The 8,712-nt window shown below is 59.9% G+C and carries 8 protein-coding genes; all 8 read right to left on the bottom strand.

The window, feature by feature from the left end; translation table 11 throughout:
• Nucleotides 1-1,045 (bottom strand): peptide chain release factor 2 (prfB, locus tag PHAMO_RS01750; protein ID WP_040566051.1); only part of this gene is annotated, 1,045 nt, incomplete at its 3' end.
• A gap of 96 nt (nt 1,046-1,141) precedes the next feature.
• Nucleotides 1,142-2,923: a hypothetical protein gene (locus PHAMO_RS01745; RefSeq protein WP_002725808.1), complete on the bottom strand. Its 1,782-nt coding sequence runs from the start codon at nt 2,921-2,923 to the stop codon at nt 1,142-1,144.
• Nucleotides 2,916-4,049: a protein-glutamate methylesterase/protein-glutamine glutaminase gene (locus PHAMO_RS01740; protein WP_002725807.1), complete on the bottom strand. Its 1,134-nt coding sequence runs from the start codon at nt 4,047-4,049 to the stop codon at nt 2,916-2,918. Before PHAMO_RS01740 ends, PHAMO_RS01745 begins: the two co-directional genes overlap by 8 nt.
• Before the next feature lie 5 nt (nt 4,050-4,054).
• The gene (locus tag PHAMO_RS01735; RefSeq protein ID WP_002725806.1) at nt 4,055-4,912 is read right to left on the bottom strand and encodes a CheR family methyltransferase; all 858 of its coding nucleotides are present in this window, start codon (nt 4,910-4,912) and stop codon (nt 4,055-4,057) included.
• 14 nt (nt 4,913-4,926) lie between these two features.
• Nucleotides 4,927-5,430, bottom strand: coding sequence for a chemotaxis protein CheW (locus PHAMO_RS01730; RefSeq protein ID WP_002725805.1), 504 nt, complete (start codon nt 5,428-5,430; stop codon nt 4,927-4,929).
• Between the two features lie 60 nt (nt 5,431-5,490).
• Nucleotides 5,491-7,695, bottom strand: a complete 2,205-nt coding sequence (locus PHAMO_RS01725; protein ID WP_002725804.1) for a HAMP domain-containing methyl-accepting chemotaxis protein — start codon at nt 7,693-7,695, stop codon at nt 5,491-5,493.
• A gap of 42 nt (nt 7,696-7,737) precedes the next feature.
• Nucleotides 7,738-8,202 (bottom strand): chemotaxis protein CheW, encoded by a 465-nt coding sequence (locus tag PHAMO_RS01720; RefSeq protein ID WP_002725803.1) that lies wholly within the window; start codon nt 8,200-8,202, stop codon nt 7,738-7,740.
• Nucleotides 8,199-8,712: chemotaxis protein CheW (locus PHAMO_RS01715; protein WP_040566050.1), on the bottom strand; the 514-nt coding region annotated here is incomplete at its 5' end. The genes PHAMO_RS01715 and PHAMO_RS01720, both read right to left, overlap by 4 nt.

Genomic DNA, 8,712 nt, shown 5'->3' with positions numbered 1-8,712 from the left:
CGAGCACGCCTTGTGTGTCCGAGGTTTCAACGTTGGTGCGCAGATCCTTGACCATCTGGTAGGGCTGTAGCACGTAAGAGCGAATCTGGTGGCCCCAACCGATTTCCGTCTTCTGATCTTCGAGCGCTTGGGCGGCGGCTTCGCGCTTTTGCAGTTCGGCTTCGTAGAGGCGGGCGCGCAGCATTTCCCAGGCGCGAGCGCGGTTCTGGTGCTGCGACCGTTCCATCTGACAGGCAGCGGCGATGCCGGTGGGAACGTGGGTGATGCGGACTGCCGAATNGGTCTTGTTGACGTGCTGTCCGCCCGCGCCCGAGGCACGGTAAGTGTCGATGCGGCAGTCGCTTTCGTTGACCTGGATATCGATGGTGTCGTCGATCACCGGATAGACCCACACCGAGGAAAAGCTGGTGTGTCGCCGGGCGGCGCTGTCATAGGGCGAAATCCGCACCAGCCGGTGCACGCCGCTTTCGGTCTTCAGCCAGCCATAGGCGTTATGTCCGGCAACACGGACGGTTGCGGATTTAATGCCGGCTTGCTCGCCGGGGCTTTCTTCCAGCCAATCGACCTTATAACCGTGCTGTTCGGCCCAACGAGTATACATGCGCAGCAGCATCTCGGCCCAGTCCTGGGACTCGGTACCACCTGCTCCGGCATTGATTTCGATGTAGCAATCGTTGCGGTCGGCCTCGCCCGAAAGCAGGGTCTCCAGCTCCATCTTGCGGGCACGGTCTTTTAGTGCGCGGACCTGAGATTCGGCGTCGTCGATCACGGTCTGATCGCCTTCGGCCTCGCCAAGTTCGATCAGCTCGATCAGATCGGCCAGTTCGCGTTCGCTGGCACGACAGCCCTGGATAGCGGTGTCCAGATCTGTGCGTTCACGCATGATCTGCTGCGCTCGGGCGGCATCGTTCCACAATTCGGGGTTTTCCGAGGCGGCGTTCAGCTCGTCCAGCCGCATCAGCGCCTCGTCCCAATTGAGGTGCCGCTTCAGCAGCGCTACGGAGCGCCGGATATCCTGGGCGAGCGATTCGATTTCTGCCCGCATGGCTGATCCTCTCGACGGAATTGAGCCGCCCTTTTTAGGGAAGTCGGGAGAGGATGGCAACCCCGCCTTCGAGTTCCGGGGGGCGGATCAGAAGAATCAGAAGAAGAAGTCGTCAATATCCGACTCGGCAGAGGCGCCGGTGGCTGGTGGCGGTGAGGACAATGCCTCCCCATCCGCGAAAATATCGTGAATGATCCGTTCGCTGGACATCGTGTAATGCTGCCCCAGCATCCGCTGAATGTCCTCGCGCACCACCGCGGGATCAACTCCGCCGGGTGCCGCTTGGTGCCCCAGATCGGTCAGGCGGCCGACCAGGACACCGACCCCGGATTCCAGGCTGTGTTCAAGGTTGAAATTGGCGGTAGCCTCGCCTAAAAGTCGCGAAACCCGATCGCAGGCCGTCATCAGATCGCTCAGCGTCTTGTCCACCATCCCACTGATCGTGCGCATCGACCGGGTTGACTCGGCGATGTTGCCCGCCAGCGCCGCAGCGGTGGCATGTTCGCGTTCCGACCGTTCCGCCAGGGCCAGAGCCTCGGCCGTAGCGGCATCGATCGCGGCGGCGATCAGCCGCGAGATCTCTTCGGTCCGGCGAGAGCAGGCGCGTAATTCCTGAGCCACCACTCCCAGCGCGTGGCCCGACGTACCCAGCCGGGTGCATTTCAGCGTGGCGTTCAGCCCCATGATCCGCAGGTCGGCGTCGATCGAGCGTAAGGCTGATAAATCCTTGGCAATACAGGCAAACACCTCCGATACCTGATGGATCAGCATCCGTACCCGCTCGTCGGCCTGGCAGTAATTATCGAGCAGAACGGCGGCCCGTTCGATGTCCGTGGCGACTGTCTCGATAAAACTTTTATCGCCGCTGTCGCCGCCGAACAGGGATTGCGCCTCGGTCAGGATGGTCGATGCCTCGGTGCCCAAGGCGGTCAGGTTGCCCTTCAACTCCCGGATCGCCTGAGAGAAATCGGCAACCGCCCGCTCCATCTGCTGGGCTTGTAGTGAGCAAACGGATGCGAGTATCTGTTGCTTGCGCTCGTCGTTGAGGTCGTGCAGCCAGTCGGTTTCCGTTCCCGAGGGCGGTGCGGTCAATCCGCGCATCAGCGCCAGGGCCGAGCGGACATGCTCGAAGCGCTGGCTGGTCATGTCGTTGATCTGGAGCGCGGAAATCGACCGCGACACCCGTTCTGCAATGACGCTGGTGCGCTTTTCGATATCGGGCAGGGCGCGCCGCACCGTCTCGCGCCGTGCTGCGAGTTCTGCCAATTGTCCGCCCATGCGGGTGCCGATGGATTCCAATTCGACGGCATCGCCGCGCTGGAACGAGTCCGAGGCAAGGCGAGCCGAAGCCATTGCCATCGAAAGCGAGCCAAGCTGACCCGACGCCCGTTTGATGGTGTCGTCGGCTAATTGTTGCAGTCGGTCGATGTCCTTGGTGAAGACGGTGAAGTCGATCCCCTGGGCGTTGACCTGGGCGGCGTGAATCTTGGCATTGATACCAAGCGCCGAAATTTCCGAGATGATCTTGGCCAGGGTACCGAGCGGCTTTGCGACCGCGCCGGTCCTCTGGTCAAGTTGGCCTAGGCTAGAGGCGATCTCTCGCGTTTCCGTCGAAATCGACAGGATGTCCTCGCGCGCGGATGCGATCATCCGTTCGGCCCGATTTCCGTTTTCGCTATCCAGCATTTCGGATAGGGCGTGGAACTGGACGCTTCCGGTCGAAAGAGTAGTGCGAGCCGAGGCCAAGGCGTCGCCGAGCGTGATGAAGGCCGCCTCGTTCGGCGCGGCCAACTGTTCCAATTCGGCGTTCAGTGTATCGAGCGCGTGCAGGATGTCGTGCAGGCCGGACACGTCCGACCGCGCGGCCAGATTATCCATTGCCGTGCTCCTGATAGCGGGCAGATCCGACTGGTTCGGTTCCGAGACGACCGATCTCGCGCGCAATCTGATTGAGGGGGATGACCTTCATCGCCGCTCCGCGTGCGATTGCTTCCTTGGGCATCCCAAAGACGATGCAGCTTTCTTCATTCTGAGCGACAGTATAAGCGCCAGCATTGCGCATCTCCAGCAAACCGTTGGCCCCGTCATCGCCCATTCCGGTCATGATGATACCAACCGCATTGGATCCGGCGCAATGGGCGGCGGAGCGGAACAAGACGTCAACCGATGGGCGATGGCGCGACACCAGCGGCCCGTCCTTAACGGCGACGTGATAACGGGCACCGCTCCGTTGCAGCAGAGCGTGGCGATTGCCGGGGGCGATCAGAACCCGTCCGCGCAACATCGCGTCACCGTCCTGTGCCTCTTTGACCGTGACTTCGCACAGCCCGTCGAGGCGGCGGGCGAAGGCGGCTGTGAAGCTTTCAGGCATATGCTGGACAATGACGATGGCCGGGCTGTCGGCGGGGAGTTGTTCCAGAACCTCGCGTAGAGCTTCGGTGCCGCCGGTCGATGCTCCGATACAGATTACCTTTTCCGTCGTCCGGGCCATCGCGCCGCCAGCAGGCGCATGCGGCGCGGGCATCATTGCATCGGCAGTCAATTTAGGGGCGGGGCCACGACTCTGATGTTGTGTGGCTGGGCGGGGTCTGGCACCCAGACGGCATTGTGCCGCCGCCTTGACGGTGTCGCATATGCGGACATGGGCTTCCATCAGGAATTGTTTGGTGTCGATTCGGGGTTTCAGGATCACATCGACCGCGCCCGCCTCAAGCGCCTGCATCAGAGTTTCCGAACCATCCTCCGCCAGCGATGAGCACATCACCACAGGGATCGGATGCTGGCTCATGATTTTGCGCAGAAAGCTGATTCCGTCCATCCGGGGCATTTCGACATCGAGCGTAATGACGTCGGGAGCCTCCTGCGAGATCAGGCGGGCGGCGGCGAACGGATCGGCGGCGGCTCCCATTACCTCGATGTCCGGGTCGGATTCCAGAATACTCTTCAGCGTCTGGCGCACGGTGGCGGAATCGTCGACGATCAGAACCCGGATCTGTTTGGGCATGAATGCTAGCTCCGCATGAAGACGGCCGAAGTGACATGGGTCAGCGGCAAGCTGCTGCCCAGCACGGATTCGCTGTGTCCGACCATCAGAAAGCCGCCGGGGCGTAAATGTCGGCACAGTTTTGACAAAACAGTATTCTGGGTCGCTTTGTCAAAATAGATCAAGGCATTGCGGCAGAAGATGACATCCATATCGGTATCCATTGGATACTCGGGATCCATCAGGTTCAGATGGCCAAAATGAACCCGCTGACGCAGATCGGGGATCAGACGAACGGTTGGCCGGGCGCGGTCGCGCGAACGGCGCAGATAGCGTTTGGCGAGATCGTTCGGAACCTCGCGGGCCATATCTTCGGGAAAGATGCCCAGCTTGGCCTTTTGCAGGACATCGGTGCAGATGTCAGTCGCATAGATATCGAAGCGGAAATCCCGCATCGTGCGGGCATGCTCACCAAGAACCATCGCCAGGGTATAAGGCTCGGCTCCGATCGAGCAGGCGGCGCTCCAGATTTTCAGCGGCCGGTCGCGCCCCGGTCGGTGCGGCTGAGACTGTAGATGCGGAAGAGCCTTGGCGGTCAGAAAGCGGAAATGTTCGATCTCGCGGAAGAATTCGGTTTTGTTGGTGGTTACGGCGTCAATCAGTTCGACCATTTCCGATCCGAGTTCACCGCCGTCGAACAATCGGCGGCAATAATCGTCTAGGCTGGCCAGATCCAGCGCCCGGACTCGCCGCCGTAACCGCCCTTCGACCATCGTTTTTTTGACGGGGGGCATTCGGATGCCGCAATAATTTTGAATTAATTCGCCAAGGCGGCGGAAATCGCGGTCGGACAGATGATCGGTCGGGGGGACGTATTCTTCCATCGGCAAAATCCTGGTCAGTCGTTCGTAATCAGTTCGATATCGGAGGAGACCAAAGCGGCCTCCTCGTTTGAGAACAGCCGCGACAGGTCGAAAACAATCACAAATGCACCGCCCGAACGGCCGATGGCGCGGATATAATCGGAGCGCCAGCGCACGCCGACGTCTGGCGGCGGCTCCAGTTCGTGTTCCGAGAGGGAGGTGACCTCGATCACCCGATCGGAAATCATCCCCATCGTGATTTGGCGGTTCCCCACCGGCACTTCAAGAACCACGATGCGGGTATGTTCGGTCGGGTCCACCGGGGGCAATCCAAGCTTTGTGCGCAGATCGATGACCGGGACGCCCTGGCCGCGCACGTCGATCATTCCGGCCAGGAAAGAGGGCGCGTTGGGAACCCGCGACAGCGGACTCAGGTCAAGAATCTCGCGCACCTGATCGACCTCAACCGCGAAGATCTCACGCTCGATGCCGATGGTGACATATTGCATCCCTGTGCGGGTGACGGCGGTCTGTGTCATATCGCATCCCCGAATATTGAGCCGGAGGGCGGCAACGGCCGCTCTCCGGCTCTGCCGTCGTCAGAACTGGACGTATCCTGAATCCAGATCGTCGGCGGGGTTGCCGCTTTCTAGATCCAACTTCACCCCCCGAGGCTTGCCGCCATTGGGCGTGGTGAATTTGGGTTTGGTCTGGAGCGAGGGGGCGCGCGCCTTGGCCGATGATGGGCGGCTCTGGCCATGCTGACGGGCGGTTTGGGCCCGCCGTCCGCGATTCGAATCCTGCCCGTCGATGCTGAAGTAGGAAATGGTGTCCTGCAACTGCTCGGCCTGTGAGGCCAGTTCCTCGGAGGTGGCGGCCATTTCCTCGGACGCCGCCGAGTTTTGCTGAGTCACCTTGTCAAGCTGCTGGATCGCCTGATTGATCTGCTCGGCACCGATATCCTGCTCGCGGCAGGCGGCGCTGATTTCCTCAACCAGTTCAGCGGTTTTCTTGATGTCGGGGACCAGTTTCGACAGCATGTCCCCGGCCTCGCGGGCGACCTTGACCGAGTCGGACGACAGCGAACTGATTTCGGCGGCGGCTCCCTGGCTGCGCTCGGCCAGCTTGCGGACTTCCGAGGCGACGACGGCGAAGCCCTTGCCGTGTTCGCCCGCTCGCGCCGCTTCGACCGCCGCGTTCAGCGCCAGCAGATCGGTCTGGCGGGCAATTTCCTGAACGATCGAAATCTTCTCGGCGATCGTCTGCATTGCCGAAACCGTCTTGGTCACGGCTTCGCCGGACACCTGGGCGTCCTTGGCCGACTGGCGAGCGATCTTCTCGGTCTGAGTGGCGTTTTCCGAGTTCTGTTTGATATTGGCGGCCATCTCTTCCATTGAGGCCGAGGCTTCCTCGGCGGCGGAAGCCTGCTCGGTCGAGCCTTGCGACAATTGTTCCGAGGCCGAGGACAGTTCCTGGCTACCGGCGGCAACATTGTCGGCGGCGGTCATCGCATCGGAGACGACGGCGCGCAGCTTCTCCAACATGGTTTCCAGCGCGATGCCCAAAATATCCTTATCGGACAGGCGCTTGGCTTCTACCGAGAGATTACCTTTGGCGATTTCTCCGGCGATCTGGGCGGTGGATCGTAGATTCGCGGTCATTGCATTCAGGGCGTTGACCAGATCCTTGATCTCATCGTTGGTGTTGACCTCGATCTTCTGCCCGAGATCGCCGATAGCAACGGAATTAGCAAGCCCGACTGCCTTACCCAATCCGCGTGAGATCGACAGGGCGATATACAAGGCGGCGGCAAGTGCGATCAGGATCGAGGCAATGACCAGGATCAGCAATTGATTGCGTAAGCTGCTGTAAGTTTCAGCGGAATCAACCTTGGCCTGTGCCATGAACTTATTCTGTAACGCAGCCAATTCCGACAAGGTGTTTTCCAGCAAGATGAAAACTCTCCGGCTCTCGCCAGAGGTCAAAGCCAGGCCTTTTGCCTCTGTGTTCATCAGACTGAACTCAACCGTCTTGGCGAAAATTGATTCCATGGCGGAATATTTATCGTTGACGGTTTCTAAAATTCGACGGTCTTCTTCGTTTACACTGCGGCGCAGGGTTTCAAACAATTGTCTGGCCTGGACAGACTGGTCGCGAGCGTAGCTGAGATATTCCTCGGTTTCCTTCTGATCCGAGGTCAGCATCGATTGGCGCAAGCTTCCTTCGGCGGTGCGTAGATCGGTTATGATCCGTCGCGCCTGAAGGGCAATTCGAAGATGTTCGGGGGTGGATTGCGATGCATTTTCAGCCCGATTCAGGAGCGGACCAAAAGACTCGACCAGGGCATTCATCGCCTTGCGCCCGTCGCCGCCGGTCAAACTGGATCCCTTGTCGTTTGACCGTACTCTGGCCAGTTCTCGTATTTTATTTTGAATAATATAGTAAGAATCAAGGTTTTCTCGAAATATGGCATATTTTTTCTTGCCTTCTTCAGAGGCTATCTCAAAATAATCTTCCCCATTTTTATTTAACTTTTCTCTGTTTGATTCAATGTTATTAGAAACCCTCAACCAATCATCTTCTGTTGGGGCGAGAAGGAGGTTCTTTTCCTGCCGCATTAGTTCTATGGCGTTGAGGTTCATCTGCTGAACTAAATACTGACGCTTAACCGGTCCATTCACCAGATTGTTGAGAGATGTATTGATATCTGACAGCCCGTTGAGAGCCGAAGTTGCGGCGACCACCAACAGCAGGATGACCACGCCGAATGCTGCGGCCAGTTTGACTTTGACGGAGATTCGCATGACCCAAACCCCTCTTGGATGATCCCATCGCGGATGACGCGGTCAATCCGTGGTGAACAGGCGGACAATGTCGGGAATGACGATGAAATCGGTGCCGCGTTTGCCGATGCCCTTGATGAACTCAGCGCGCCATTTCATGCCGATATCAGGAGTGTTTTCGATTGAGGCCCGACCGATTTCGGTGACCTCGAAGACCTTGTCGGCGAGCAGCCCGACCACGGTGGTCTCGCCATCGATGTTGATTTCGACGACGACCACCCGCGTGTCGAGGGTGGGGGGCGTGCGCTCCATGCCGAATTTCAGCCGCAGATCGGCCAGCGGCACCACCTTGCCCCGGACATTGATCAGGCCGCCGACGAAATCGCGTGCGCCCGGCACTTCGGTGACCGAGATCAGATCGAGGATCTCGTGGACGATGCTGGCATCGATCGCGAAGATCTCGCCGCCCAGCGCCAGGGTCAGCGCTTCGAAATCGGTGCTGTTGGTGCCGGGTGCCGCCGCCGTCATGACGCGCTCCTCTGCTGGTCCAGGCCCTGGCCGCTGGCGACGAGGTGCGCGGTGTCGAGGATCAAGGCGACGGTGCCGTCGCCCAGGATGGTGGCCCCTGAAAAGCTCGCGACATCGGCGTGCAGCTTCGACAGCGATTTGATGACGGTCTGGTGATCGCCCAGAACCTGATCGACCACCAGCCCGATGCGCCGCTCGCCCGACGAAATGATCACTACCTTCTGATAAGGATCGGGCGGGGTCTGGGTGCCGAACAACTCGCGCAGGCGGATGAACGGCACCAGTTCATCACGGATGTTAAGGAAGTTGCGGCCGGTGTGGCGGTCGTCCTCGGCGGGCAGTTCGACGCATTCCTCGACCGCCGAGAGCGGCATGACAAAGCGGCCCTTGCCGACCCGGACCAGCAGGCCGTCGATAATCGCCAGCGTCAGCGGCAGGCTGAGGGCGATCTCGGTTCCCTGGCCGGGCGGGCTGGATATCTCGATGGTGCCGCGCAGGGAATCGATGGTG

The organism is Magnetospirillum molischianum DSM 120 (assembly GCF_000294655.1).
Lineage (GTDB): Bacteria > Pseudomonadota > Alphaproteobacteria > Rhodospirillales > Magnetospirillaceae > Phaeospirillum > Phaeospirillum molischianum.
Note: the sequence above shows the minus strand (reverse complement) of the source record. Positions and strands in the feature narration are given on the sequence as shown.

What these genes read in the sequence shown, in the direction of transcription:
- PHAMO_RS01745 (WP_002725808.1), bottom strand. Translation starts at nt 2,923, where the DNA reads ATGGATAATCTGGCCGCGCGGTCGGACGTGTCCGGCCTGCACGACATC.
- PHAMO_RS01740 (WP_002725807.1), bottom strand. Translation starts at nt 4,049, where the DNA reads ATGCCCAAACAGATCCGGGTTCTGATCGTCGACGATTCCGCCACCGTG.
- PHAMO_RS01735 (WP_002725806.1), bottom strand. Translation starts at nt 4,912, where the DNA reads ATGGAAGAATACGTCCCCCCGACCGATCATCTGTCCGACCGCGATTTC.
- PHAMO_RS01730 (WP_002725805.1), bottom strand. Translation starts at nt 5,430, where the DNA reads ATGACACAGACCGCCGTCACCCGCACAGGGATGCAATATGTCACCATC.
- PHAMO_RS01725 (WP_002725804.1), bottom strand. Translation starts at nt 7,695, where the DNA reads ATGCGAATCTCCGTCAAAGTCAAACTGGCCGCAGCATTCGGCGTGGTC.
- PHAMO_RS01720 (WP_002725803.1), bottom strand. Translation starts at nt 8,202, where the DNA reads ATGACGGCGGCGGCACCCGGCACCAACAGCACCGATTTCGAAGCGCTG.